This is a genomic window from Myxacorys sp., assembly GCF_059501405.1.
This window is the reverse complement of record NZ_JCACCM010000127.1, coordinates 96,360-123,289: the sequence shown is the minus strand read 5'-3', so window position 1 is coordinate 123,289 and position 26,930 is coordinate 96,360. Positions and strand designations below refer to the sequence as shown.

At 47.9% G+C, this 26,930-nt stretch carries 22 protein-coding genes; 14 read left to right on the top strand and 8 right to left on the bottom strand.

Annotated elements, in window-relative coordinates; translation table 11 throughout:
* The first annotated feature begins 91 nt into the window (after positions 1-91).
* A complete protein-coding gene (locus tag AC5I6P_RS17885) occupies positions 92-1,291 on the top strand; it encodes a glycosyltransferase family 2 protein (RefSeq protein WP_495695137.1) in 1,200 nt (399 codons plus the stop codon).
* A gap of 8 nt (positions 1,292-1,299) precedes the next feature.
* Here AC5I6P_RS17885 and AC5I6P_RS17880 read toward each other — a convergent pair whose 3' ends face one another.
* Positions 1,300-2,058 (bottom strand): endonuclease domain-containing protein, encoded by a 759-nt coding sequence (locus tag AC5I6P_RS17880; protein WP_495695136.1) that lies wholly within the window; start codon positions 2,056-2,058, stop codon positions 1,300-1,302.
* Positions 2,059-2,109: 51 nt separating this feature from the next.
* Between AC5I6P_RS17880 and uraD the strand changes: the two genes are divergently transcribed.
* Positions 2,110-2,610 carry a 2-oxo-4-hydroxy-4-carboxy-5-ureidoimidazoline decarboxylase gene (gene uraD, locus AC5I6P_RS17875; RefSeq protein ID WP_495695135.1) on the top strand — a complete coding sequence of 167 codons (501 nt, stop codon included), beginning with the start codon at positions 2,110-2,112 and terminating at the stop codon, positions 2,608-2,610.
* Positions 2,611-2,633: 23 nt separating this feature from the next.
* Here the strand turns inward: uraD and AC5I6P_RS17870 are convergent, their stop codons facing one another.
* Positions 2,634-3,365, bottom strand: a complete 732-nt coding sequence (locus tag AC5I6P_RS17870; protein ID WP_495695134.1) for an SGNH/GDSL hydrolase family protein — start codon at positions 3,363-3,365, stop codon at positions 2,634-2,636.
* 304 nt (positions 3,366-3,669) lie between these two features.
* Here AC5I6P_RS17870 and AC5I6P_RS17865 point away from each other — a divergent pair, with 304 nt between their 5' ends.
* Positions 3,670-5,421, top strand: a complete 1,752-nt coding sequence (locus AC5I6P_RS17865; protein WP_495695133.1) for an ATP-binding protein — start codon at positions 3,670-3,672, stop codon at positions 5,419-5,421.
* Between the two features lie 4 nt (positions 5,422-5,425).
* Here AC5I6P_RS17865 and AC5I6P_RS17860 read toward each other — a convergent pair whose 3' ends face one another.
* The 3 genes from AC5I6P_RS17860 to AC5I6P_RS17850 form a co-directional block, all read right to left on the bottom strand.
* Positions 5,426-5,716 (bottom strand): NIL domain-containing protein, encoded by a 291-nt coding sequence (locus AC5I6P_RS17860; protein ID WP_495695132.1) that lies wholly within the window; start codon positions 5,714-5,716, stop codon positions 5,426-5,428.
* Between the two features lie 392 nt (positions 5,717-6,108).
* A complete protein-coding gene (gene arsS, locus AC5I6P_RS17855) occupies positions 6,109-7,197 on the bottom strand; it encodes an arsenosugar biosynthesis radical SAM (seleno)protein ArsS (protein ID WP_495695131.1) in 1,089 nt (362 codons plus the stop codon).
* Positions 7,198-7,284: 87 nt separating this feature from the next.
* On the bottom strand, positions 7,285-7,617 hold the full coding sequence (locus AC5I6P_RS17850; RefSeq protein ID WP_495695130.1) for an arsenosugar biosynthesis-associated peroxidase-like protein: 333 nt from the start codon (positions 7,615-7,617) through the stop codon (positions 7,285-7,287).
* A gap of 83 nt (positions 7,618-7,700) precedes the next feature.
* Here AC5I6P_RS17850 and AC5I6P_RS17845 point away from each other — a divergent pair, with 83 nt between their 5' ends.
* The 8 genes from AC5I6P_RS17845 (at position 7,701) to AC5I6P_RS17810 (ending at position 20,024) form a co-directional block, all read left to right on the top strand.
* On the top strand, positions 7,701-8,261 hold the full coding sequence (locus AC5I6P_RS17845; protein WP_495695129.1) for a pentapeptide repeat-containing protein: 561 nt from the start codon (positions 7,701-7,703) through the stop codon (positions 8,259-8,261).
* A 482-nt stretch (positions 8,262-8,743) separates the two neighbouring features.
* The gene (locus tag AC5I6P_RS17840; protein ID WP_495695128.1) at positions 8,744-9,445 is read left to right on the top strand and encodes a DUF4347 domain-containing protein; all 702 of its coding nucleotides are present in this window, start codon (positions 8,744-8,746) and stop codon (positions 9,443-9,445) included.
* A 192-nt stretch (positions 9,446-9,637) separates the two neighbouring features.
* On the top strand, positions 9,638-10,849 hold the full coding sequence (locus tag AC5I6P_RS17835; protein WP_495695127.1) for a response regulator: 1,212 nt from the start codon (positions 9,638-9,640) through the stop codon (positions 10,847-10,849).
* A 45-nt stretch (positions 10,850-10,894) separates the two neighbouring features.
* Entirely contained in the window at positions 10,895-11,257 is a 363-nt protein-coding gene (locus tag AC5I6P_RS17830; protein ID WP_495695126.1) for a response regulator transcription factor, read from the top strand.
* A 12-nt stretch (positions 11,258-11,269) separates the two neighbouring features.
* Positions 11,270-11,848 (top strand): chemotaxis protein CheW, encoded by a 579-nt coding sequence (locus AC5I6P_RS17825; protein WP_495695125.1) that lies wholly within the window; start codon positions 11,270-11,272, stop codon positions 11,846-11,848.
* A gap of 20 nt (positions 11,849-11,868) precedes the next feature.
* Positions 11,869-16,134 carry a GAF domain-containing protein gene (locus AC5I6P_RS17820; protein WP_495695124.1) on the top strand — a complete coding sequence of 1,422 codons (4,266 nt, stop codon included), beginning with the start codon at positions 11,869-11,871 and terminating at the stop codon, positions 16,132-16,134.
* Between the two features lie 114 nt (positions 16,135-16,248).
* Complete coding sequence (locus tag AC5I6P_RS17815; protein ID WP_495695123.1) at positions 16,249-19,527, top strand: hybrid sensor histidine kinase/response regulator; 3,279 nt, start codon at positions 16,249-16,251, stop codon at positions 19,525-19,527.
* A complete protein-coding gene (locus AC5I6P_RS17810; protein ID WP_495695122.1) occupies positions 19,527-20,024 on the top strand; it encodes a chemotaxis protein CheW in 498 nt (165 codons plus the stop codon). Before AC5I6P_RS17815 ends, AC5I6P_RS17810 begins: the two co-directional genes overlap by 1 nt.
* 29 nt (positions 20,025-20,053) lie before the next feature.
* Here the strand turns inward: AC5I6P_RS17810 and hpsE are convergent, their stop codons facing one another.
* Together hpsE and AC5I6P_RS17800 are read right to left on the bottom strand one after the other, a co-directional pair.
* On the bottom strand, positions 20,054-21,031 hold the full coding sequence (gene hpsE / locus AC5I6P_RS17805) for a hormogonium polysaccharide biosynthesis glycosyltransferase HpsE (protein ID WP_495695121.1): 978 nt from the start codon (positions 21,029-21,031) through the stop codon (positions 20,054-20,056).
* Positions 21,032-21,190: 159 nt separating this feature from the next.
* A complete protein-coding gene (locus AC5I6P_RS17800; RefSeq protein WP_495695120.1) occupies positions 21,191-21,559 on the bottom strand; it encodes a hypothetical protein in 369 nt (122 codons plus the stop codon).
* 328 nt (positions 21,560-21,887) lie between these two features.
* On the opposite strand from AC5I6P_RS17800, the gene AC5I6P_RS17795 reads away from it, so the two are divergent.
* Positions 21,888-23,378, top strand: a complete 1,491-nt coding sequence (locus AC5I6P_RS17795; RefSeq protein WP_495695119.1) for a glycosyl hydrolase family 57 — start codon at positions 21,888-21,890, stop codon at positions 23,376-23,378.
* A 109-nt stretch (positions 23,379-23,487) separates the two neighbouring features.
* On the opposite strand, the gene AC5I6P_RS17790 is transcribed toward AC5I6P_RS17795, so the two are convergent.
* Positions 23,488-24,672 carry an alpha/beta fold hydrolase gene (locus tag AC5I6P_RS17790; protein ID WP_495695118.1) on the bottom strand — a complete coding sequence of 395 codons (1,185 nt, stop codon included), beginning with the start codon at positions 24,670-24,672 and terminating at the stop codon, positions 23,488-23,490.
* Positions 24,673-24,925: 253 nt separating this feature from the next.
* On the opposite strand from AC5I6P_RS17790, the gene AC5I6P_RS17785 reads away from it, so the two are divergent.
* Both AC5I6P_RS17785 and crtO read left to right on the top strand, forming a co-directional pair.
* On the top strand, positions 24,926-25,111 hold the full coding sequence (locus AC5I6P_RS17785) for a hypothetical protein (RefSeq protein WP_495695117.1): 186 nt from the start codon (positions 24,926-24,928) through the stop codon (positions 25,109-25,111).
* Between the two features lie 7 nt (positions 25,112-25,118).
* Positions 25,119-26,801, top strand: coding sequence for a beta-carotene ketolase CrtO (crtO, locus tag AC5I6P_RS17780; protein WP_495695116.1), 1,683 nt, complete (start codon positions 25,119-25,121; stop codon positions 26,799-26,801).
* Positions 26,802-26,930: the final 129 nt, after the last annotated feature.

The following is a 26,930-nucleotide window of genomic DNA, read 5'->3' as shown; positions in this document are numbered from 1 at the left end:
ATAGCATCACATCGAGGCGTAATGCTGAACACCTCGTCCTACAATCTAAGCTAGGGTGAGAATCGCCTGCTGTGTTTATAAGGTTTTCAACGTGCTACTGCTATGCCTTGTTCTGGGTTTATCGCTGGTTGCGATCGCGCTGTTCTTCAATAATCTGCGTCGCTCTGCATCTCAAGCAATCTCCCTCGTTCCTGGTTCTGTTTCCGATTCGTCGCGCCAGACGTTACCAAAAATCTCAGTGATCATCCCGGCCTACAACGAAGCGTCTAATATTGAAACGTGCGTAATCTCTGTATTAGATAGTACTGATTTAGCCGCCGATCAACTAGAAGTTTTGGTTGTCGATGACCAATCGACCGATGAAACCTTTGCGATCGTTGAACTGCTCCAATCCTCTCGGCACGACGATCGCTTGAAACTCATCGCCGGACAGCCTCGCCCCGTCGATCAAACTTGGATGGGCAAGAACTGGGCATGTACTCAAGCAGTAGCACAGGCGACAGGCGACTATTTTTTGTTCTTAGATGCTGATGTGCAGCTTAAACCTGGCTGTTTAGAAACGACAGTCGCTTTTGCCGAGCAGGAACAGATCGACCTGCTGACCTTTTGGATGACGATCGTCTGTGCTTGTTTTGCAGAATGGATTGCCCAGCCGATCATCGCCAATCTGTTGGCAGTCGGATATGAGTTTGCCAGTGTGAATGATCCTGATCATGAAAAGGTGTTTGCAGTTGGACCTTTTATGCTGTTTCGTCGCACCGCGTATGAGCAGATTGGCGGACATCGTGCCGTGGCTGACTATGTGGTAGAAGACGTTGAACTAGGGCGTCGGATCAAGCAGCACCGCCTCAAACTCTGGTACGGCTTGGGCCATGACTTGGCACAGGTGAGAATGTATCAGTCATTTTCGGCATTGTGGGAAGGATGGACGAAAAATTGGCACTTGGGATCGAACCGAAATTGGCGTGCCACGCTTTACACGGCATCCATCACGTTTCTGGTGTTTGCAGTGCCGCTCCTAGGATTGCTGATTGCCGTTACAAGGGGCGCTGTGCTTGGCTTTGGTGGTTGGACGACTGCCGCAACCGTGTTGGCTTTGATCGGGGTAGTTCTGCACTACCCTATGCGGCGAGTAACTCAGCAATTGACGAACATTCCTCCACGCTACTGGTGGTTGACGGGACTGGGCGGAATTGTAGTGAGCGCGATCCCTATAGCGTCAATCATCAAAGTCGAAACCGGATGGGGTTGGACATGGCGCGGTCGAGAACTTGTCAATCATCCACGGTAAAAGCACGATCACACCACGAATTGGTCATTGCCACAAGTTGAACACTGAACATAATGCCCCTGCCATCGAACCGCTTCACCGCATATTGGGCAATAGAACGTTAACTTGCTATTCATGATCGAGGCTGATTTGTTTCCTTGATCCTGCCGTCGCCGTTTGCTCTGAGATTCCGGTGGCGAAGCGCTCGATAGATAGGAATCGCGGTAGGCAATGTCTGCCATCTGTTGGGCATCCTCTCGACTCCAACGCCGCTCAGGTTTGAGCGTAAGAATCTGCCTGAATGGAGCCATCAAGGCATTCTCACCCGTCAAGGAGGCGATCGTGGCTGCGATCTCTTTACAACAACTTGCTGGAGTCTTCACCACTTGAGCCTCACCAAACCGGATCACAACCCACCCTTGAGCCAGAAAAAACTGATTTCGAGCCGCATCTTTAGGGCAGTCCAACACATGTAGCGGCTGCTTTGAGATGTGGCTATACGGTTCATCGATTTCAATATCAATGTGGAGATGCATACTCAAATCGATGTAGGCAAAATCAGGCACATACGGTTGCTGCAAGCCAGAACGCTCAACCAGTAATCCGGTATAGATTTTGCCCGGAAAGTACTGCCACAAATCCCGTTCAAATTGGGTTTCTGAGTGACCTTTAGGAGCGCTATGGTGGGTTCCGACAGGGCGAACCGTTTGACGTAAGATCTCTAATCGTTCGCTAGGGGTAAGCCTTTGCAGAGCCGGTGGAATCAGGATGGTTGGTAATTTTTCCATATTTCCATTTTGCCGTTTTGCTTTAGGGTGTAGGGGACAACGGCAACCATCATGATGTATTCAATTTCAGCCTTAAACAGAATGGATCAGGCGGCGTTTGTTGAAGCGTTGGGATTTGTGTTTGAGGAGACTCCTGCGATCGCACAGCAAATTTATCACCAGCGCCCGTTTCGCGATCGCTCGGATCTGCATCAAAAAATGGTCGCGCAGGTAAAAGCTATGACCGAGGCAGAGCAACTCGCGCTGATTCGCGCTCATCCAGACTTGGGCAGTAAAGCGAAAATGGCAGATGCCTCAGTTCAAGAGCAAGCCGGGGCAGGACTCAATCAACTAACATCCGCAGAATATGAGCAGTTCCAATCGCTCAATGAGGCTTATAAAACTAAGTTCCAGTTTCCGTTTATTGTGGCGGTTAAAGACTATACCAAAACGACAATCCTTGAGACCTTTCAACAACGATTGCAGCACGATCGCACCACAGAGATGCAGCAAGCCTTGGTGCAAATTTGCCGCATTGCTTGGTTTCGGTTAGTCAACGTTGTGGAGCCGTGAGCCACAGTTTAAGAATTAGCAGATTAAAAATTAGCAGAGCCAATCGTTCTACCGTTAAACAGCTTTACTAGTACCTGTCGGTAGATGCGTTTGCCACTGTCATTCAAATGAACCCCATCGGAGGTAAGAGCGCTCTTGAGGCTGTGATCGTTAAACAGAGGTTGGAGGTCTGACCCATCGAGTTGCACATTCTCCTGATCTGCCACTTGTTGAATTAAGGCGCTGATCTCATCTACTCGTTCGATTGGTCCTGCTTTGCTAGGGTCAAGACTAGCCGCGATCGTGGAATAAAAAGCAGGCAGCACCGTGATTTCTGTCGCGCCCATCGCTCGAACAATCGCGATCGACTGCCTTAAGTTATTGGTAAATGCTCTGTTGTCGATGACATACCAAGCGTCATTCGTTCCAATTGCAATAATTGCTTTTCTGCACTGCACATTGGACGCATACAGCATTTTTAACTGTTCCAGCATTGAGACCGAACTCTGTCCCCCGATCGCAAAGTTAAAGGTAGACTGTCCCAGCGAATTTCCTAGCCCCGATGAAATGGAGTCGCCAAATAAGCATCCTTTGAACTGACGATCGTGAACAGCATTGGCTTGTCCTTGCACTTTCAATCGCCACCATGCAGAAGACGGTAAGTTATCCGCATGAGGAGTCGCCATCGATAGTCCAGTTAGAAGTCCAGTCATTCCTAAACACAGTGCCACGGTTGCTAAAAGGCGCGGCTTGGCTAAAAGAGTTGACTTGAACATGGCTTTCATGCGGTCCGACAGATCCTTAAAATAAGTATTCCTATTAGGATTCCCACCTCAATGAATAAAATCGGGATGAAATCATATTCTCACTAAATAGCAAGATTATCATTCCACAGCAGGATAGAGATGCTACATTCTGGCATCTGTAATTTTCGGCATGATGTCATGGTAAAAGGGCTGCTCAGGCCATTCTCGATAACTGTTTCTCTAAGATCTTTCCACCTTAAATCTTTCTAAGTATGAATGTTTTTAGGCATTTAATTGCTCACAATGGCAAAGTAACTGCATCTAAAGAGAGCTTGTGAACGGAGACGAATTTGTTGAACAGATCCAGGACGTCCAAAAACGAGTGGCTGAACTTCAACAGAATACTGATCAATTGCCGCAAAAACAAAAAAGCCGGTTGACCGAATCTCTTGAACGGCTGACCAATGCCCTGCGAGACTTGCAGGTGGCAGAAGAAGCAATTCAACTGTTACTGTCTGCGGTGCAGCAGTCGAGAGACTCGATCGTGATTACGACTGCCAATCTCAACTCACCGGGTCCTGAGATGGTCTATGTCAATCCTGCGTTTAGCCGCATGACTGGGTACAGGATCGAGGAAAGTTTAGGAAAAACGCCCCGATTTTTGCAAGGCCCTAATACAGACCGTGCGTTACTTGACCGATTGCGTCAGGCGCTAGAGCAGGGCAAGCCCTTTCATGGAGAAGCAATCAACTATCACAAGGATGGCAGTGAATATTACGTCGAGTGGAACATCACTCCGATTCGGAACGCTCATCATGACGTGACTCATTTTGTAGCCATTCAACGCGACATCACCGAGCGCAAGCGCCTTGAGGAAGAGCGAGAACATTTACTCCGCCAAGAACAAGCGGCGCGGGATGAAGCAGAAGCGGCTAGTCGAACGAAAGATGACTTTCTTGCCATGCTCTCCCATGAGTTGAGAACTCCGCTCACTCCCATTTTGGGTTGGGCTAAAGTGTTGCGAACGAAACAACTGCCAGAGGCAAAGTTTCAAGAGGCACTAGAAACGATTGAGCAGAACGCCAAACTTCAGGCGCAACTTGTCGATGATCTGCTAGATCTCTCACGAATTGTGCAAGGCAAGTTGGCTCTTAATCTAGAGCCTGTCTCGCTGATTAAGCCCATTGCAAATGCGCTTGACACAGTGCGTTTTGCGGCTGATGCAAAGTCGATTCGGATCAAAACCAAGCTTGATTCAAACGTTGGGCAGATCATGGGTGATGCAGGTAGGCTCCAACAAGTGATTTGGAACTTACTCACTAACGCGATTAAATTCACGCCGTCACAGGGTTCAATCGCCGTTAACTTAGAGCGATCGCTATCTGAACCTAGCAGGGCGAATAGCATGGCTCAAATTACGGTTAGCGATACCGGGCAAGGAATTAATTTAGACTTTCTCCCCTTTGTGTTTGATCGCTTTCGACAGGAGGATAGTTCCATTACACGTCAGTTTGGCGGGCTGGGGCTGGGGCTATCGCTCTCTCGGCAACTGATCGAAGCGCATGGCGGCACGATCGCGGCTACTAGTGCTGGAGCAGGACAGGGCACAACGATTACGATCCAGTTGCCCCTCAGCGCTCATATGGTATCCAGCGCTCAGATGCCCACCGAACCGTCAGTGTTTGATTTATACGGTGTCCGGGTACTTGTAGTAGAAGATGAACCTTCTACCTTAAAATTTCTCGCGTTTCTCCTAGAGCAAGAGGGCGCGGTCGTCACAGGTGTTCCTTCTGCACAGGAGGCGCTTAGCGCCTTGGAGCAGGATCCATTTGATATTTTAGTCAGTGATATTGGGCTGGAAGGCGTCGATGGTTATGCCCTACTGCAGCAGATTCGCACCGCGTCGCGTTCCCATCAAGTTTCAGAATGCGTCCGCCAACTTCCTGCCATTGCCCTGACAGCTTATGCCTCCGAGAGCGGTCGTCAAAAAGCGCTTGAGACAGGATACCAACAGCATTTAGTCAAGCCGATTGAGCCAGAAGTTTTAATCCGCGCGATCGCGGCAGCTTTGAGTCGCCAAGTGTAGCAGTTCACCAGCCATCCTGACTTAGACCATCTTGATCCAAAATTTCTAAGTCTAATTCTGAAATATAGACGATCGCACTATCAATCTGTGTTGCCTTGCCACGAAGTTCCAAATCAAACCAGCCATCTCCTTGAGCATTGGCTCCTAGCAACGCCGACACTATATTGACGGTGAGGTGATAGTCCGATACCAATCGAGAGATGATTGGCTCCTGATGATAATTTTTGGGAATGCGTAACCGAATGCGAGTTACGATTGGACGCTGATCTGAATTAGAAATAATTGATGTTGCCATAATTGCCTCCTAAGCTAACCTCGGCAATGCCACTACAGGATGACTTGCTTCTAATCTACGGTTTTTCGATCGGGAAATCGTACTTAAGCAATAGTACCGCAAAATTTAGCACCCCGACCAGAAGCCAAAGAATTGCTTAGGGTCCTCAAACCTCTCCTGCTGGTGCTTGTGAATCCGCCACGCTTCAATCTCAGGTTAAGTACAGGAACCCAAGAAACGGCGGGTAGTGTTGTAGACCTGCTTGGCTTCGATGCCCTTCAAGGGCAATGCGATCGTCCAACCGTAGATCTACAACACTATCGAAACTGCGTATTCAGGTCTCCCATTTCTTCGAGAAATCAGAGACCTCTATTGGTGGTAGAGGTCTCTTTATTTAACTTGTCCCTTGTCAGTTAAGCCAGCGCTCCTCCGCAAGAACTTCCTGCCCCTGCTGTGCAGCCAAAGCAATGGCGACCCGTAACAATTTGTCGCTGTGCTAAACGATCGGGATCAAAGTCGCGAATGTGCCAAGGTTTCTGCTTCTCATCCTGACAGGTCAGATCCAACATTTGATTAAAATCGCAATCAAAAATTCGTCCATCCCAACCAATCGAAAGCGTGTTGCGGCACATCAACCCCTCAACCGTGGCAGGATTAAACGCATTTACCAGCACTTCCATATAACTCTGCAAATTGCCCGACTGCTCTAGCCATTCTAGATAGCGAGAAATAGGCATATTGTTGAGGGTGATCAAGCGATCGAAGGTCACGCCCTGATATTTCTCTAATCCTGCCTTCCATTCCTGCTCTAACTTCACTTGGCTACTAGCAAGAAACGCTCCAACCGGATTGCTCACCAGCGTCAGTTGCCGCTTGGAATCGCCTTTACCGTACCCTGCTGCATTGAGACGGTGAAGCGCCTCGATTGATTGCTCAAACGTGCCATCGCCTCGCTGAGCATCCGTGTTGCGTTGACGATAGTGAGGGAGAGAACAGACAATTTCGACGCCGCGATCGCCAAACCAACTCGGCAACTCCTCCATTCCCGGCAGCAACAGTACGGTCAAGTTGCAGCGATCGATCACCTGCTTGCCTCGCGCCACACACTGATCCACCAAGTAGCGAAAATGCGGATTGAGTTCTGGCGCACCCCCCGTAATATCAACCGTCTGTGCCTCTGTGCGGTCTAACGCCTGCAAGCACTGATCGACGGTTTCACGCGTCATATTTTCCTTCGTGCGATCGGGTCCTGCATCTACATGGCAATGCCGACACACCATATTACACAGTTTGCCGATGTTGATTTGAAAGATGTCCAACTTCGCAGGCGTTAATGCAGGGACGCCATGAGCAGACAGTGTTGCTGAAAAATCTCCTCCCTGTATGGTGTGCGACAGTGCAACCTCTGCTAATTTATCTTGTTGATATTGAGCCGATGCGAGAGGAGAACGGCGTCTGAGCAGGGATAAAGATTTAGTCGGAGTGCGATCGGAAGTTTGCATAATGTCAAGTGATGGATTTATAGGAACACGGTGTTTTTTATCTACAGTCTTTTAGCTACACAGTTTTTTAGCTACACGGTTTTTTAGCTACATTGTCAGCTTGTGGGCGTGATCGAGCATCTGCAAGCCATGAATCAGCGACGATCCACCCCGAATTGCTGTTGCCACATGCACTGCCTCTGTCATTTGTTCTAAATCCGAGCCTTGCTGCAAGCTTTCTTTGGTGTAAGCATCAATGCAGTAGGGGCATTGAACCGTATGAGCCACGGCTAGGGCAATCAGCGCCTTTTCGCGTTTTGATAGTGCTCCTTCAGCAAACACAGCCCCGTAGTATGCAAAGAACTTTTCAGCTAACTCTGGGTTGCCCTCACCAATTTCTCCAAACTTCGGAAGGTGTTCTGAATTGTAATATTGATCCATTGTTTCGTTTCCTCTGGCTATCTCTCAGCTTAGAGGATCTGATTTCATCTCACCCATAGTTCTAGTGAATGGATGGTACTCTTATGATTCCTCGTTCGGTATTAACGTTCACTGCAACGGCGACCGAAGCCCTGAAGCAGGGTGCTTTGGGTCTTGGGATCTGTTCGGTTGTGCTAGCGGCAGATCCAACCCAGGTAGATCAACTCATCAACACCAATGACTGTCAAGGCTGTGATCTCTCTAAAGCCAGTATTTATGGAATGGTGCTAGAAGGCGCTAATTTAACCCGCGCCAACCTGTCAGAGGCCGCTTTTCAGGGATCTAAATTGAATTTTGCCAACTTAACGACAGCTATTGGCGATCGCGCAAACTTTGCCCTTGTGCAACTTCAGGACGCAAACTTGCAAGGGGCAAATCTGCAAGAGGCAAATTTCTATGGTGCAGATTTGCGAGGTGCAGACCTTTCTAAAGCCAATCTTCAAAAGGCAGTGCTAGAAGGAGCTGATTTACGAGGTGCAAACCTCAACGGAGCAAACTTGCAAAACGCCAATTTGGTACGGGTGAAACTAGCTGGGGCCACGCTTGAAGGTACGACACTAACTGGCGCTCGAATGCCCGCCGGGTGGGAGCCTAAGAAGAATTAGCTCTTCATTTTGAGTAATAAGAATCTCTGCAACACAGAGTCCATGGAGCGAAACTTCAGTACTTCTGCTCTACAGTTTGCCATGATTATACTGATGTTTGCGAATAAAAACTTTATGAGGATGAAACTATCTAGAATTTTCGTCCGGATAAATACTACTTTGAATGTAAAAAATAATCAGCCTTAGTTAACTACTCAGTGTTTTTAGGGAGATTAAGCATCAACTCACCTTTAACGTTCAATCCTATTCCAGTTCAACACGTTTCGGTATTCTCGCAAATCGATTGCCGCTTCTAGGTAACTCAACTCACTCTTGTTCTACTTGTTCATAACGATTGAGTGATGAGTGTTGAGAAGTTTCAAGGGGATTAGCTTTGCGAAGCCTAAAGACTTGCACACCAGGGCGTGTCTTGAGCCGAAAGCAACATACAACTGCTCGCTATATTGGCTGGCAACTCAGCTTTACAAGGAAGATCAAGCCTTATGAATCCTCTGAGTGGAATCACCCACCTATTAGATCCACTATCTGTTGAATTAGCTCCTCGTCAAGCACTCGCTTTAGACATTCAATCTCCTCTCAATACTCTGGCTGCGCTTCGGTCTGCCCATTCAGTTAGTCCTAGTCCTACGCAAACTCCTAGTGCGCCCAACCCCAAACCAAGCCAAACGGTGGATGAGATTTTATTCATCGATAAGAAAGTGCCGGGTTATCAGCAACTAGAATCTGGTACGAGATCGGGCGTCATTATCATTGAACTTAATCCCAATCAAGATGGAATTGCCCAAATTTCAAACGCATTAGCGCAATTCCAGGTTCGTAAAGCGATTCATGTTGTGTCTCTTGGCGATAAAGGCGTTGTAAAACTGGGTGCAGCCCAATTATTCAAGAGTTCGTTAGGACTCTATGCCAGTGATCTTAGATCATGGGCGAAGTCATTTAATGAAGGAGTAGATATTTTAATGTATGGCTCAAACGTTGGAGCCGATAAAGCGCTGTTAGAGCAAGTGAGTGCCCTAACAGGGGCCGATGTTGCCGCGTCTAGCGATCGCACGGGAAGCTCAGCCTTGAGTGGCGATTGGGATCTTGAACAGAAAGTGCTGCGGGTAAACACAGGCGCAATCGCAACTCAGCTTGCTTTTCAGTCCTCTACTCTTCAGACTTACGCCGCCACTCTCTCCGCATAACCCAGCAGTACTGAAGACTCCTATAAACCCAATGCTTATTAAATCTTAATAAAACCCCAACAGAGAGCCGTGAGCCTATCACGGCTCTCTTGCTGTGTCAATGATCTAGGCAGGGGGTGAGATGTGCCCTTGCTCTGGGAACCATAAGAAAAGAATGAACTTGGGTATGCGTGGACGCATAAGGGGATTGGCATGTTAGTCGATGATTCATCTCCTGATACTCCGAGCGGGCTACTGGGTATCCGGAGTCGGATGCATTTTACCGGTCGGTTAGATGTCCACACGAGTGGGCAGCAGTGGAGTCTCTATCTTTATATGGGCCGGTTAACTTGGGCATCGGGTGGACCTCACCCCAGACGCCGATTGAATCGGTATTTAAACCAACATTGTCCTCAAATCGACGCAAATTCGATCACCGTTAGATTTACAGATGGTGTTCATGGGCAGGATTACCAAACCCTTGCAATACTTGTTAAGCGACAGCAAGTAACTCCAGAACAAGCCGTTGCTGTCATTCGGAGTACGATCGCTGAAGTGTTGTTTGACATTATCCAGCAAGAAGAAACGAAGCTCGTCACCTTCAAATCTGATGCACAAGATGTTCTCGACACTTCACTAGCGGTAGTGAATGCAGAACAACTGCTTGCCGAAGTTCAGCAGCTTTGGAACGTCTGGCGATCGCTCGGTTTAGCTGATCACTCGCCGAATTTAGCGCCTGTCCTTCGCCACCCTGAACAACTGCAAGAACATACCCCTGAGAAGGTGTATAAAATGCTTGTATCACTGGTGGATGGTCGCCGCTCTCTGCGGGATTTAGCAGTTCTGACGAAGCAAGATTTGTTGCAGCTAACGCGCCTTCTAGTGCCGCTTTATCGCAAAGGATTGATTGCTTTAACTAAAATTTCAGATTTGGCAGTTTCTGGAGTAGTGGGGCAATCGACATCGCCTTCAAGACTCGAGGTCACTACCCCAAAGCAAGGAATGCCGCTCCCTCGCACTCCCAGTGGAAGCAGGCCAACAGGTTCAGAAATTGCACCACTGATTGTTTGCATTGATGACAGTTTACGGGAATGCCAGGCTATGGAAAAAATCGTGATCCAAGGAGGATATCGATTTACTGGGATTCAAGACTCTGTACAAGCACTGCCGATCTTGCTAGAGCAAAAACCAAGTCTGATCTTCTTAGATTTGGTCATGCCTGTTGCCAATGGCTACGAGATTTGCGCTCAAATTCGTCGAGTTTCGCTATTTAAAGATACTCCAATTGTTATTTTGACTAGCAACGACGGAATCATAGATCGAGTTCGGGCTCGATTTGTTGGTTCTTCCGGATTTTTGGCAAAGCCTCCAGAAGCTGACCGAGTGTTAACGGTCATTGCAAAACTTCTTCGGGTGCAAAGCTAAGCACTGGTTCACTCCCATTTAAAATCGTGTTACGGAGAAAAAGAAATGAGTACTGTTCTGGTGGTTGAAGATAGCATTACTGAAATGCAGATTTTGAGCAATTATTTACATCAAGCAGGCTTAGCAGTTGTGAGCGCTCACAGTGGAGAAGAAGCGCAAACTAAACTTAGCAATTCGACCCCTGATCTCATTGTGCTAGATGTAATTTTGCCAGGTCAAAGCGGCTTTGAACTCTGCCGAGAACTAAAAGCTGACCCTCGAACCAATCGAATTCCAGTCATCATCTGCTCCACCAAAGATACCGATGTTGATAAGATGTGGGGCAACTTGTTAGGAGCAGATGCTTACATCCCTAAGCCTGTTGACCCAACTCTGTTCCTAACCACAATTCGACAGTTGATCAAGTAGAGGATTGAGTTCATGGCTGAGCTATCTGACATCCCTCCCTTGTTTTCTCCCTATGCATCCTCTATTGCCAGTCTAGAATCTTTACTTGCTGAACCAGCACCGATTGAAATTACGCAGAAATTTCTACGGTTTCGGTTAGAGCCAGATCACGTCGTTCTCGCCCCTGTGCAAGACGTGCTCGCTGTACTCACCATATCGATAACTGAGGTGCTGCCGATTCCCCACATGAACGAGTCCGTATTAGGCGTTCTGAATTGGCGCGGTGAGGCGCTGTGGTTGATTGATCTGTCAAATCAGATCGGATTTAACTCCTTGGTAAGAACAACAAAGCGTCTGTCAACTCTAACTATCATTGTTGTGCAGAAGAAATTGCAGTTGTTAGGACTAGCTGTTTCAGAGGTTCAGGATATTGAAGAACACGCTCCAGAGCAGATGCGTTCGCCCTCAAATGAGCTATTTGCGCCACGCTTGTTGCCTTTTGTAAAAGGTTACTTTCTGCATGAACACACCATCGTTTTAGATACTTCTGCTGTATTGGAAGATCCCCATTTACAAACTCACAAACTTAGAAATTCTAGCGCTGATTATTAACCCTACCTCAGGACATGACCATGCCCGACTCCCGCCACACTGATCCTACGTTGGATATGACTTCTCTATTTTCCTCGGAACCCACGTTAGAAGAATTTACGGCTAGTCTATCAAGTCAGCCCATGCAGAGCTCAAGCAAGCCTACGTTAGAATCAATGGCTGGAGTAGAGCCTGCGCTGCCTCAAAGCCGTAGTAATGGAAATGGTAACGGCAGTGTTAATGGTAAGACAGAGGCTCATAAAACGGGATGGGACATTCATCAGGTTGTCACGGCTCTAACGGGGTTAAAGTCAGAACTTAAGCAGGCAGGGCTTTTAGAGAAGCCAAATGTGCAGAATCTATTTCGTCAAGTTGCTGAATTTGCGGCAACCCAACCGAGAAAAGAAGGACATGTAGCATCGGCTCGTGAATTGCGCCATCAGCGTCAACAATTTCTTGCGATCGCGGCTCAAATGCGTCAGACTTCTGATTTCAATGCCTTGCTAAAGGTGGTTGTGAAGGTGGCGCGAGAAACCTTGCAAGCGGATCGAGCAATCCTCTATCGCTTTGATACAGATAGTGCAGGCAACGTGATCGCCGAGTCTGTGCAACGTGGCTGGACTCCTGCTTTAAATGAAACGCCGCCCATAACATGTTTTTGTTTTGATCAGCCAGAAGAGTATGTCAAACAGCAGGCGGTGCTGATCGAAGATGTTAACCGAGTTGACTTGATGCCATATCAGCATCAACTTTTAGAGCAGTTGCAGGTAAAAGCAAGTTTGAGCCTGCCGATTCTGCTTGCTGGGCAGCCTTGGGGACTGCTGGTGGTGCAGCAATGTTCTCAGACTCGTTTGTGGCAAGAAACAGAAGTGACGCTGCTTTACCAATTGTGTCTGGAGCTAGCTGTTTGTTTGCAGCAGTCTAACTTCTCATCTCGTCTCAATCAGCAAAACGAGAAGGAAAAAGCGATCCTCAAAGTGATCGATCGCATCCGGCGATCGCTCGATACCAAGACTATTTTTCGCACAACAACGCAGGAAGTGCGGCAGCTTCTAAATGTCGATCGCGTCGGAATTTACCGCTTTGAAGAAGACTGGAGCGGTGGATTTGTTGCTGAATCGGTTGCTCCCGGCTGGACTTCCGTGTTGCAAGACCAAGCCGATAATCCTGCCCTGCTAGACAATGTAAGTGATTGCAGCCTTGTCAAGTCGATGCGCGGTGCAGTCTCAAAGGCATCTGATACTTACCTCAAAGAGACTCGCGGCGGTAGTTATGCCGAAGGAGAGGGCTGTCGGGCGGTGTCTGATATTTACCAAGCTGGATTTACGCCTTGCTACCTCGAAGTGCTGGAACGGTATCAAGCACGAGCGTACATTATTGTGCCGATTATGCAGGATCGGAAGCTGTGGGGCTTATTAGCAGCGTATCAAAACTCTGCACCCCGCCAATGGGAGGCACCTGAGACGGCATTAATGACGCAAATTGGCATTCAACTAGGCGTGGCGTTGCAGCAGGCGGACTATTTGCAGCAGGTGCGATCGCAAACCGAGCAATTGAAAAAAGTAGCTGACCGAGAACGAGCTACAGCACGAGTCATCGAAAAAATTCGCACAACGTTAGATGTCAATACGATCTTTAGAACTGCTACGCAAGAAGTCCGACAGTTGCTGAATGCGGATCGAGTCTGTGTATACCATTTTGAGCCGGATTGGAGTGGTGAGGTTGTAGCTGAAGCTTTGACCGGGAACTGGGTGTCATTTATGCAGGCCCAGCAAGAAGATGCCAGTTTCCGTGACAATGCGATGGACTGCACAGCAAAAACATTGGGTGTCAGTAGCAGTGCAAAATTAACCGATACCTACCTTCAAGACACGCAAGGCGGCGCTTACACCAAAGGAGCAAATTTCAGAGCCGTCAGCGACATCTACAAGTCAGGATTTCCCTCCTGTTACGTCAGCTTCTTGGAGCGCTTTCAGGCAAGAGCTTACATCATTGTCCCGATCGTTCAAGGTAATCGGTTATGGGGGCTGCTGGCAGCCTATCAAAACTCAGGAGTGCGGGAGTGGGAAGCATCTGAAACTACGCTGATGATGCAAATTGGAACTCAGCTTGGTGTAGCACTTCAGCAGGCGGAATACACGCAGCAGATCCAGGCACAGTCGGAACAATTGGCAAAGGTTGCCGCTCGCGAACGCAGTTTTATCAACATTATCGAAAAGGTTGGCCAGTCGGTCATCGAGAAGATGCGTCAGGCTCAGGATGTTGAGACGATTTTCGCACAAACGACCCAACAGATTCGCCAATTGCTAGAAGCAGATCGAGTCGCAGTTTACCGATTTAACTCAGACTGGAGCGGACAGTATGTAGCGGAGTCAGTGGATGCAGGCTGGGTTCCTCTCGTAAAAAGCGTCTGGGAAGATACGCACCTCCAAGAAACTGGAGGAGGACGATATCAGAACCACGAAAGCTATGCGGTTAATGATATCTATACCATCGGCCATCACCCCTGCCACATCGCCGTTCTAGAGCAATTTCAGGTTCGAGCCTACGTGATCGTCCCTATTTTTGCAGGTTCTCGGCTTTGGGGATTGCTGTCAGCCTATCAAAACTCTGCGCCGCGTCACTGGGAAGAGTCGGAAATTAACCTTTTGAGCCAAATTGGATCTCAGTTTGGAGTGGCGTTGCAGCAGGCAGAGTATGTGTTGCAGATTCAGCGTCAGGGCGAGCGAGAGAAGATTCTATCGAGGGTAGGCGAGCACCTTCGACAGTCGATCAGCCTGATCGGAAAACCCTCTGACGCGAATACAGTTTTCCAAGTGACGACGCAAGACATTCGGCAGTTACTAAAAGTCGATCGGGTGGCACTGTATCGCTTTAATTCCGACTGGAGCGGCGATTTTGTTCATGAATCAGTTAGCAGTGGCTGGTGCAAACTCGTCGGTACAGAAGTGGGTACAAACGTTCGAGACACCTATCTCATGGAGACGCAAGGCGGACGATATCGCAATCGGGAAAGCCTTGCAGTTGATGACATCTACACCGCAGGTCATGCTCCTTGCCACGTAGAGCTTCTAGAAAAATTTGAGGCAAGAGCGTATGTGCTAGTCCCCCTCTTTAAAGGGCAACAGCTTTGGGGAATTTTGGGAGTTTACCAAAACTCAGAACCCAGGCATTGGGAAGACGCCGATGTTGTGTTACTTAATCAGCTTGCTGGACAGATAGGGGTTGCTTTAGAGCAAGTAGAAGCTTTGGAGAAACTGTGGTTTCAGGGCGAACAGTTAGCTGAATCTGCTGAACGGGAGAAAACTGCTAAAGAGCAACTCCAACAGCAGGTGATTCAGTTGTTGGCGGCGATTAAGCCTGTTTTTTCAGGAGATTTAACGGTTCGAGTCCCAGTTACGGAAACTGAAGTCGGCACGATCGCAGATGCGTATAACAACACGATTCAAAGCTTGCGAAAAATTGTTACTGAGGTTCAATCAACATCGCTCAAAGTGACGCAAACCTCTCACAATAGTGGAGGTGCGATCGCCCAACTCTCTCAACAAGCGGAGGAGCAGTTACAAGAAGTAACCCGGGCGTTGGATCAAATTGAGGGAATGGTGAGTTCGACACAAGCAGTGGCAGCGAATGCGCGGCAAGTCGAATCAGCTGTACAGCAGGCAAATCAAACGGTGCGTTCCGGTGATGCTGCGATGAACCGCACGGTAGACAGTATTATGTCAATTCGTGAAACGGTAGCGGAAACCAGTAAAAAAATTAAGCGCTTGAGTGAGTCGTCGCAAAAGATCTCAAAAGTTGTCAGCTTGATTGGCAACTTCACAACGCAAACGCAATTGCTGGCGTTGAACGCTTCTATTGAAGCAACTCGGGCAGGTGAGTATGGGCGAGGCTTTACAGTCGTAGCGGATGAAGTGCGATCGCTCGCTCGTCAATCTGCTGAGGCAACGCGCGAAATTGAGAAACTAGCCCAGGAAATCCAGTCTGAAACGAGTGCGGTTGCCACAGCAATGGATACTGGAATCCAGCAGGTGGTAAGTGGAACTAGCTTAGTGAACGAAACGCGCCAGCAGTTAACTGAAATTATTAATGCAACGGCTCAAATCAGTCAGTTCGTGCAAGGTATCACGCAGGCAACGCTGGCACAAACACAGCAGACGCAAGCTGTGACGCAAGCAATGACAGACGTGGCAACACTAGCGAACAAAAACTCCGCCCACTCGAACCAAATTTCAGCTTCTTTCCAAGAGTTGATGGCAACAGCACAACAGCTTCAAACAAGTGTGGGTGCGTTCAAAGTGAACTAAGAGTTCTGAGGTTCTGATGCTTGAGTTTTGAGTTGAACATTAGCTCATTCAAACCTTATTTCATTAGCTTCTTTTCATTGCTCAAAACTCGAAATTCAAACCTGATTTCCTATCATGTCTGACAAAACGATTCGCCAACAAACGTACTCGTACTTTCTAACGGAAGCTCAAGATTTGCTGCACAGCATTGAGCAAGATCTGTTGAGCTTGCGCCAGGAGCGCTCTCCTGCTAAAGTCCATAACTTAATGAGAGCCGCACATACCCTCAAAGGGGCGGCCGCTAGCGTTGGGTTTAATGACATTAAAACGATTGCGCACTCGCTAGAAGATGTGGTTAAAGCCCTCTATAACCCGGAGGTCGAGATTGATACCGAGCTAGAGACGCTGTTGTTTGAGGGCTACGAGTGCTTGCGCTTGCCCTTGATGAGCGCCATTAGTACAGATAATCCTGAGGTCAAGAGTAATCCAGCCGTTCTGGCTCAGTCAGAAGCGGTGTTTAAACAGTTACGCATAAAGCTAGGGCAACACTTTAATCCGGAGGCAGCAATTCCGTCTTCTACGGAGTTAGGGTTTGACATCACTCAATCGCTGTTTGAGACGGGAGTGCAAGAGCGGCTAGAGCAATTAGCGATCGCGCTCTCTACCAGCCCGCCTCAGCAGATTGGAGAAACACTACAAACTCAAGCAGAAGTCTTTTTAGGGCTATCAGAATCGTTAAACTTGTCGGGGTTCGGCGCGATCGCGAAGACGGCACTAGAGGCACTGAGAGTTAATCCAGATCAAAGTGCTGCGATCGCGCAAGCCGCGTTGACAGATTTCCGACAAGGGCAATTTGCAGTCCTTGAAGGAGATCGAAGCCGTGGGGGAGAGGTTTCTGAAGCACTAAAGCAGCTGAGTCACCGAAGCGTAGAGAAGGCTACTAGTCGGGTCGATCGACGGACTAAAGTGATGCAATCGTGGAATCGTTTCCTGCGGCTGCTTCACCGCCCTTTATGGACGGCCTCTGATTCCAAAACGATCCGATTAGCACAAGGCACAACTTCGGAGAAAATGGCTGTACCAAGCTCCAAAGGGGTTCGCGAAGCGAAGTCTGTTGGAACACCAATTCAGCCTCAACCTCTGGTAGAGCTTGAGACGAATAAGGATTCTCAAATTGAATTGGACACAGATTCGATTCAGTTAGCTTTACAAGAGTTAGAGCATTCTTTAGACTCCCCTTCATCTTTCGACTTAACGCCTGAAACATCTAGCGACGGACTTAGTACGCACGGCTTTGAGGTTTGGGATGACGAACCTCTGGAGACAACGCAAGCCGAATTGCAGCCATCTCAGCCACCAGCCCAACTGATTCAGCCATCTCAGCCACCAATCCAACAGCCCATCACTCAACGTCTGGCTACTCCGGTTGAGAATATGTCTCATTTGGAAGAGTCTTCTCAAATGGCAATGGTTCGGGTTAATTTAGAGCAGCTAGAATCGCTAAACTACACAACCAGCGAGCTTCTCATCCATCAAAATCAGCAAGTTTTGCAAGACGAGCATTTGCAACTCGTTGTAAGCGAACTAATGGAGGGACTGAGACGGCATCAGCAAACAATGCTGCAACTGCGGGAATGGGCAGATTGCCTATTAGTCTCTCCTGAAACTCTGGTGAACCGCCGCGATCGCCGATCAACCGCAGGCGATGGGCTAAAAATAAAATTTGATGCCCTCGAACTTGATCAGCACAATGAAGTGCATGAATTACTGCAATCTGCTTTAGAAGAGCTAGTACCGCTAGAGATGGAGGCAGAAGCCATCGAGTTGCGTGTGCGGCAAGCCACGATCGCACGCAGCCAACAAGGACGTCTATTAAACTACTTGCGCGATGACTTGATGCTGGCTCGCATGATGCCGATCGGCGCAGTTTTAAACCGTCTTCCGCGAATTGTGCAGCAGCTAACAGAAACCTATGGCAAACACGTTGAGCTGCGGTTGAGTGGGACGCAAGTTCTCGTTGATAAGGCAGTTGCCGAGAAATTATTTGATCCATTGCTGCATTTAATTCGCAATGCATTTGATCATGGAATTGAAGCGACTGAAATTCGTTGTCAGCATGGGAAACCAGAGATAGGATGCATCGCAATTCGGGCTTATCAGCAGGGAAATCGAACGCTGATTGATGTGCAAGATGACGGCGGTGGGCTGGACTTGCACCAAATTTGTCAGCGCGGTTTTGAGTTACGGCAATTACCTTCTGCTCAAGTAGAACAGTTTTCACCCACAGAATTACTGAATTTGTTGTTTGAGCCAGGGTTTTCGACCGCTAAACAGGTGAGTGAACTGTCTGGACGAGGCGTTGGCTTGGATGTGGTGCGATCGCATATTCAATCGCTACGAGGCAATATCACGGTTACATCGGATCTACATCGGGGTACTACATTTTCATTGCAATTGCCATTGACGCTGATGAGTGCGCGATTACTCGTTTGCCAAATTGGGCAGGCGGTTTATGGCTTCTTATCGGACGAAGTGGAACGGATCGTTGCTCCTAATGCGGAACAGCTTGAAGTGGTTGGCAGTACACGAGTTTTTCACTGGCAGCAAGGAGAGGAAGAATGTTCTGCTCCAGTGCATCGAATTTCTCAACTCGTGAGCTACACCACAAGGGTGGCAGTTCCGGAATCGACGCAAAACTCAATGCAAGAGATCGGAACAGTCTCTACCCCTTTGTTATTAGTACGACGGCAGGGAGAATGGGTCGGACTGGAAGTTGAGCGAATTATTGGTGAGCAGGAGTTGGTGATTCGACCCATGGGAACGACCCTGACGCCGCCGCCTTACATCTATGGATGTAGCGTGTTAGGAGACGGACGCTTAATTCTCGTGATTGACGGGGTGACGCTTGTGCAGCAAACCCTTCTTGCTAGAAAGAATTTGCTGGAAGTATCGTCTAAAGTTTCGCTGACGGAAAAGGATGAATTCCATGCTGTAGGTCTACCTCCTGAAATTGAACCAGAAGTTTCCGTTCAGGCGGCGGGCTGCGTTCTGGTGGTTGACGACTCCATTACGGTCAGACAAGCGCTGACGTTCACTTTTCAAGAAGCAGGATATAACGTCATTCAGGCGCAAGATGGCTTAGATGCGATCGCCCAACTCCAGCAGAATCCTAATATTCAACTGATAACCTGCGACGTTGAGATGCCCCGCCTGAATGGATTTGAGTTTCTCATGCGCTACAGCCAGCAATCTAAGCTCAAGCAAGTTCCGGTGATTATGTTGACTTCGCGAAGTAATCAAAAGCACCAGCAGCTTGCGGTGCAGTTGGGCGCTTCAGCCTATATGACAAAACCATTTTCAGAAGATGCTCTTTTGAGTTTAGTGAGTAATTTGATTAGAAAGGAAGTCATGTGATGACCATGTTAGCGCCGCGCTCTAAATCAACGTCAATTGAGACTGTGCTTAAAGTAATTGTTTTCTCGATCGCCGGATATCGGTTAGCTCTGCCGCTGGAGTCAGTGCTACGAGTAGTGAACGCGCCTGTGACTGGGATGCCATCGAGCGCAAATGAGCCCTTGAATGGGGTGGAGTTAGTTCATCTTAAACACTTGGCAATCTCAGTTCTCAATCTCTATTCTCATCTCAGCCTGAAGCAAGTGGACTCTGTTCCGCAATACGGGCAGTTTCTAATCGTGACGCAAGCTGGAGGAGAACTCTGTGCCCTTCGAGTCGATACGCCGCCTGATTTGGTTGAGTTAGATGCGGCTACACTTCGACAGTTACCTGCCCCTTATCAGCAACATCACCCGCTTAGTATCGCAAGTCGTGTAGCGGTGTTGCCTCAAGGTAAGACAACGTCCGTGATCTTTTTGCTAGATATGGAGCGAGTGTTGCAAGTGATTGGCGGTTGAACGGCAGGCTGTTATTTAACCACAAGCTGTTATTTAACCAATAGATTAACCAATAGAGTTTTCCAGATGTAGAAAGGGCTAAAGAGCCTGCCGACAAAAAACTCCATTTCGCAAGCAGCAACGAGATCAACCGAAAGAACGCGGCGATTTTTAAGAAAATAAAGGGAGATTTTGCGGAGGTCGTTGAACAGCAGGAACGGAAACATGAGCGGTCTTTGCCAAGGGCGAAACCGCAGCATCCTAAAGCGGTGCTGGCTCAGACCAATAGTGCGAAAGAAATTTAGCAGATACGATCGCTCAAGTCGCCACTCAGGAATTTGATGCACGATCGTCATGCTTGGGTTGTACCAGATTTCCCAACCTGCAAGCTTGATGTGCGACAGAGCTTCCGTTTCTTCACCTTTGAGCGCAAAGCCATTTTTCACTGGACCCTGAACAATTTGCTTAGAAGAAACGTGGTCTAACCAGACCTGTCTGCGGATGACGAGTCCTGCACCAACCGGAAGCCCCCGTTTGTAAGAATCATAGCGGAAACTGTCTTTCCGCTCCATGGTGGGCAAATAGTGAGCAATGCGATGAAAGTTTTGAGGCGGTTCGACTTCGTATTTTGGTAGAATCTGGCTGCCGTATGCGCCTGCGTTTGGGTGCTGTTGTCCAAACGTGTAGGCGGCCGCAACCCAAGTTAGAGTAGGGATGTTATCGTCATCGAGAAATCCGATCAGAGCGCCCTTTGCAGCTTCGATCGCGCGCCGACGCGCGATCGCGGCTCCTTGTTGGGGCTCAAAAATGTAGCGCAGTTCACAAGACTGATTCCATTCACTTTGATAGTGCTTGACAACTTCTGCCGTATTGTCAGTACTGTTGTTATCAACAACAACAATTTCCCAATGAAGCTCTTTAGTATCTGTTTGCAAGCGCAATTGTTCTAATATGGCTGGGAGCTTGCTTGCTGCGTTATAGCTCCGAATGACAATGGTAATATCTAACTGATCTGATGAGCAGGACATAGTATCGATACAGAATTCTGTATCTTTAAGTTGCCCAACCGGAGCAGTTTTGCCACGATTCGCGCAAGGAACCGCAAAAAAGAGACACCTGCATTGAAAGAATTTAGGTGTCTTTAGCCGTGGAATATTGACGCTAACTAGACCTGAATTTGAAAATGACTAGGTGTAAAGATCAGCTTTGGCGCGATCGCTCAGTAACACTGAACCCTTAGCATCCATGCTAAAGTCTTCTCCGGGTTCTAGCCCTTGGTGAATGAGTTGCTTGTAAAGCGTAATGGTTGTAATGCGGCGAATCTCTCTCATCACATAACCTGGAATGATTTGTTCGACTGCCCAGCAAAACGCGAGAGGATCTACCCAAAGAAGGCGCTCTAAACTAACAATCACGATTCCTGCAACATCTCGTAGGGTTAATTGGCATCTGAGACCAACGATGATAGATTTACCGATGTCAGCGTTGCGAGTCGCTAGAGCGCAAGTTAGTCTACTGATTTCAGAGTCTAGGTGCAGATGGGTTGTTTCTTGCACGGGCTGCTTTCTCCAAGGTTTGTAACGTTTCGTCAATTCGCTGGAATTTTGAAAAGTATACCCTGAGATAGATTTTTGGTTTAGAAGAAATAGGTAGTTTAACAAAAATTTTTAGTTTCAATCTGTAGAAAATAGATAGCTGTTAGGCTGACCTTTGGCTTGACGAAGAGATAGATTAGCTCTTTGTGATTGACAGTCTCAGAAATTTATTGCTTCTTGCGAGTCTAGGGAACCTGCTTTTTGCAAAGGTTCCTGCGATATGATTTGCCATAGACTGCGTGTGATTGGCAAAGAGCGTCTATCTCTTAGGAATTACGAGGAAGAACTTATGACTATCACCACCGATTTACGCGCTCTAAATCCGATTAAGTTGGGTTTACCTAACATTTGTGGTTGGGAAGCAGAAATTGCTTCCATTGTTCAAAGTACAGATCCGGTTTTTCTTCCCACAACCAATCTCAGTCTTGAAAGCATCTCGGCTGGATTTGCGTGTGCGCTGCACATGCATCAACCGACGATTCCCGCTGGAGCAAATGGCGAATTGATCAGCAATTTGCAGCACATGTTTGAGCATCCGAACGATGGGGATAACCACAATGCAGGCGTATTTGCGTGGTGTTATGGTCGCATGGGTGAGTTTATTCCTGACTTGGTTGCCCAAGGCTGTAATCCTCGCATTATGCTCGACTACTCCGGTAATTTGCTGTGGGGATTGCAGCAAATGGGGCGCGAGGACGTTCTGAACCATTTGAAACGAATTACCTGCGACGCTCAGTATCAGCCCTACGTCGAGTGGCTTGGCACGATGTGGAGCCATGCAGTAGTTCCGTCTACGCCCATTCCAGATATTAAATTGCAGATCCAAGCTTGGCAGCAGTATTTTGCCTCGCTGTTTGGCGTTGATGCCTTGAAGCGAGTCAAAGGTTTCTCGCCGCCAGAAATGCATTTACCCAACCATCCGGACACCTTGTTTCAGTACATCAAAGCGTTGAAGGAATGTGGATATCGCTGGTTGATGGTGCAAGAACATTCGGTTGAGCGGTTAGACGGATCTCAATTGCATCATGAACAGAAATATATCCCTAATCGCTTAGTAGCAAGAAATTCTAATGGCGAAACGATCAGCATTACGGCACTAATTAAAACGCAAGGATCGGACACAAAATTGGTTGCGCAAATGCAACCTTATTTTGAAGCGAAAGGATTGGGGAAACAGCAACTTGGTTCGGTTAGCATTCCGCCTCTTGTCACTCAAATTGCAGATGGTGAAAATGGCGGAGTAATGATGAATGAGTACCCACGAGATTTAGTTCGGGTGTATCACGAGATTCGCGATCGCGGTGAAAATCACTCCGGTACAGTCGCGATGAATGGTACGGAATATTTGGAATTGATTGAAGCGGCGGGTGCGATGCCTGACGAGTATCCAACCATTCAAGCGGTTCAGCAGCACAAGATCTGGCAACAGGTGGCTGCGGATCAGGCAATCCCTGAGAAGGTGGAAGAGGTCATTGCAACTCTTAAATCTAGCGACGATCGCTTTCACATGGATGGCGCATCGTGGACAGACGATCTCAGTTGGGTCAAAGGATATGAAAATGTTTTAGAACCCATGAATCGGTTGAGTGCTAAGTTTCATCAAAAGTATGATTCGCTCTTAAGCAGCAATCCCTCGGTAACGCAGCAAGCCGACTATCAAGAAGCACTACTCTGCAATTTACTATTGCAAACGAGTTGTTTCCGCTACTGGGGACAAGGCGCTTGGACAGACTACGCGAGGGAATTGTATCGACGAGGTGAGGCGTTGATCGAGAGTTGAATGGTGAGAGAAGAAACCTTGGATGCCTAAACAGGTTATCAGAATGGGTTATTCAGAACCTCACATACAGCATTCAAACTAGCAATCATGCAAACAAAACCAAATGCAACTATTTTGCTGTTAACACTTCCGCTCTGATCCAATTGATTAATTCTAGATTGACCTGTTCTGGGCATTCGTCATGAGCACAGTGCCCAGCATTGTCTAGCGTCACAACTCGGAGCTTCGGGTTGTAGTTAGAAAAGCGCTCTACTGAATCAAGTGGGATCATTCGATCTTCTTTGCCCCACAGCAGAAGTGACGGCATCTTAACGTTGCTAAAAATAGAGCGAATACTAGGACTAAACGTTGGACTCGCCATTGCTTTAAGAATGGCACAGAACGCTTGGGCTGAACCTTTTGTTCTCGCAGGCTTCACAAGGATCTCTAGTAATTCATCGGTCACTGCTTCTTTACAGGCGTAAGCTACGCTTGCCCAGTGCCGAACAATCCAGGGTTGCCGTAACACGTAAAACAACGGATACAACACAAGCGGCGATAGTAGAATCTTTTGGAGCGTACGGACGAAAGGACGCAACCCTAGCGGAATAGATTCATGGTGGCTAGAGGTGTCTGGCAAGCTAATCATAGCAACGCCTCGCACCATCTCAGGATGAGCGGCGGCAGTCGCTAGACACGTCAATGAACCAATCGAGTTTCCAACTAAAATAACTGGCTTATCAATAAAGGTTTTCCAAAAGTCATGCAGCTGTTCGACCCAAAGATCGACAGAGTACTCAATGTCAGGTTTGTCAGAGGCCCCAAATCCAAGCAGATCGATCGCATAGACGCTGTGAGACTTGGACAGGGCTGACATGTTTTGTCGCCAATGCCCAATTGAGCCGCCAAACCCATGTACAAAGATGACTGGAACCTGGCTACGAGGGTTGGGAAAAACTGTGTGGTGAACCTTCCAGCCATTCCACGTGAATGCCTGCTGATAGCCAAACCGCCGAATTCTCTCAAGGGTAGGAGCCACGTGCTGCTGCTCCTCGGCAGGTTTGAAGGCGCTATAGAGAACTTCTGCGGTGCCGTTGGAGTCAGGATTGAGCAACAACCAGCAGAGCGCGAGAAACGCGATCGTAAAAAACTGCGCTACAGCGATCGCAGGTGGAAGTCCATGACTAAACGCCGTCAGAATACGATCGCCGAGAGCCAATAACCAAGCTAGGTTGCCAAACTCCCAGATATCTCTGCGGAATTGAGCAATAAACTCAGAATTGACGGTAGGAATCTCCAAGCGATCGCTAAACATAGGACAACGCCTCTCAAGCAAGGTTGTAACTAAAAGCTCCGTGAGTTGGGAACTTAGGCAAATAAAGCCCAATTAAAAATAGAACTACCCTTACTTTGACGGACTTCTGAAAGCTTGCCCTCCTTCTTACGTTACGGATTTGTTACAGATTGTTTCTTCCCATTGACACCTCCCTGGATAGATTTTGCTTTCTGAAAGCTAATTTTAATGAGAAGTGTTCGGTATACCAACAATTCGTTGTAAGGATCATGCTATGAGCGGTCATGCAAGCAAAAAAGGGCAGTCTACAAAGCCCAATGTCAATCAAAACAGCAATATTGATACAGATCCAGGTGAAACGCCAACGGAAGCGGATTACTCGCGTGATGACCAAGATGTTACGCCTGTAAACCCGGACGCAATGGAAAGACCAGATACTCACTCTAACGAAAAAGACTAAAGAATAAATGCAAGAATACGACGCAATCATCATTGGGGCAGGACACAACGGATTGGTTTGCGCTGCCTATCTTTTGAAAGCAGGATATAAGGTTCTTTTGCTCGAAAAGCGCGAGATTCCTGGTGGGGCCGCAACCACTGAGGAACTGATGCCAGAAGATGCTCCTGGATTTAAGTTCAGCCCTTGCGCGATTAATCATGTTTTTATTCACTTGGGACCCGTCGTACAGGAGCTAGAGCTTGAGCGCCATGGCTTAGAGTATTTGTTTTGTGACCCCGTTGTGTTCTGTCCACATCCCGACGGGTCATACTTTCTAGCGCACCGATCGGTTGAAAAAACGTGTTCAGAAATTGAGCAATTCAATCCGCGAGATGCTAAAAAGTACGCTGAATACATTGACTTTTGGCAGCACATTATCCGGCTCGTTACGCCCGTTTTTAATGCACCGCCTAAATCGATCATTGATATTATCGGCAATTACGACATCAGTAAGCTAAAAGATGTGTTCTCGCTGACCGGATCGACGGATGGAACGCTGGATCTCATCCGGTCGATTTTAACCAGCGCGACTGACCAGCTAGAGGAGTATTTTGATTCAGAATTCGTCAAAGCCCCTTTAGCACGGTTGGCTGGTGAGCTAAGTTCGCCTCCATCGCAGAAAACAATGTCGATTGGAGCAATGATGTTGGCGTTGCGTCATCATCCTGGAATGGCTCGTCCGAAAGGAGGAACCGGAGCGTTAACGGACGCTCTGGTTCGCTGCGTCCGCAGTTTGGGAGGCGAGATTCTGACTGATAAAGCCATTAAACAGATCTTGGTGGACGGCGATCGCGCAGTTGGAGTTCGATTAACAAACGGTGAAGAATTTCGGGCGAAACGGGGCGTCATCTCTAGTTTGGATGCCAAGCGGGTGTTTTTGCACCTGATGGATGAGAAGGATGTCGATTCTGGATTGCGCGAGCGTGTTGATCGGCGGATTATCAACCGCAATGAAGCGATTCTCAAAATCGATTGTGCGCTGTCTGAAGCACCTCGCTTTGAGCATCATAATCATCGTGATGAATACATGATGGGATCGGTTCTGATTGCCGATTCTGTGAATCAAGTTGAGCTTGCTCATACCGATCCAGAGATTGGTCGCATTCCGATTGATGATCCTTCCATGTATAGCGTTGTACCTTCTCTTCTTGATCCAACCTTAGCTCCAGAGGGAAGACATACGCTTTGGATTGAGTATTTTGTGCCTTACCAGATTGCAGGTAAGGAAGGCACGGGCATGAAGGGGACGGGTTGGACAGAGGAGTTGAAGAACGAGGTTGCCGATCGCGTGCTTCAGAAGTACGCCACCTACGCGCCGAATCTTCAAAACTCGATTATTGCTCGTCATATCGAAAGTCCGCCCGAATTAGAAGACCGCACTGGCATGTTGGGTGGCAACTATTACCACTTGGATATGACGTTTGATCAGATGATGTGTTTTCGTCCGCTGCCTGAAATTGCAAACTACAAAACTCCGATCGAGGGGTTGTATTTGACAGGAGCAGGCACACATCCAGGCGGCTCGATTTCTGGACTGCCAGGCCGCAACTGTGCGCGGATCTTCTTACAAGAGCAGCGATCGCTCACGCAAACATTATCAGACGCAGGAGATTCGATTAAATCGGTTGCAAAATCCGTCTTTGGTGACTAGCACCAAGTCCAATTGAATGTGCTATTTGCCTAGAAGCTTGGCTGAATTGAACGAATTGATTCAAGCTTTTAGGCAAATAGTAATCGCAAAGCTGATTGCGGAAAGCAGGATTTAAGAACATTAGTTAGA